This window comes from Vibrio sp. 10N.261.52.C11 (genome assembly GCF_041471405.1).
GTDB lineage: Bacteria > Pseudomonadota > Gammaproteobacteria > Enterobacterales > Vibrionaceae > Vibrio > Vibrio crassostreae_C.
Window position 1 is genome coordinate 1 of sequence record NZ_JBFROI010000139.1, and the last position, 286, is coordinate 286.

General features: G+C 49.3%; 1 protein-coding gene. It reads right to left on the bottom strand.

What is annotated here, in order from left to right; all coding sequences use genetic code 11:
* A partial coding sequence (locus AB4323_RS24400; RefSeq protein ID WP_372153542.1) for a VCBS domain-containing protein occupies positions 1 to 286 on the bottom strand: 286 nt, incomplete at both ends.

Consider the following 286-nt stretch of genomic DNA (forward strand, 5'->3'; position numbering starts at 1 on the left):
CCAATGACCATTGGCATCAATAGTCAGGTCACCGTTGGTACCGGAAATGGAATCGGGTGTGAAGGTATTATCTGGATTATCCACGTCAGTACTGGTTAGCGTACCTGAGGTAGTTACCGCTTTGTCGGTTTCATCGATGGCGACGGTCGCACTGCTGACAGTAGCGGTGTCGTTAGTACCGTTAATTGTCACCTTGATAGTGGACGGTGTTCCATCAACAGACGACACCGTGAAGGTTTCTTCTACTTTATCGCCGACGTTTAACTGATTAAACGCGCTGCTCGCG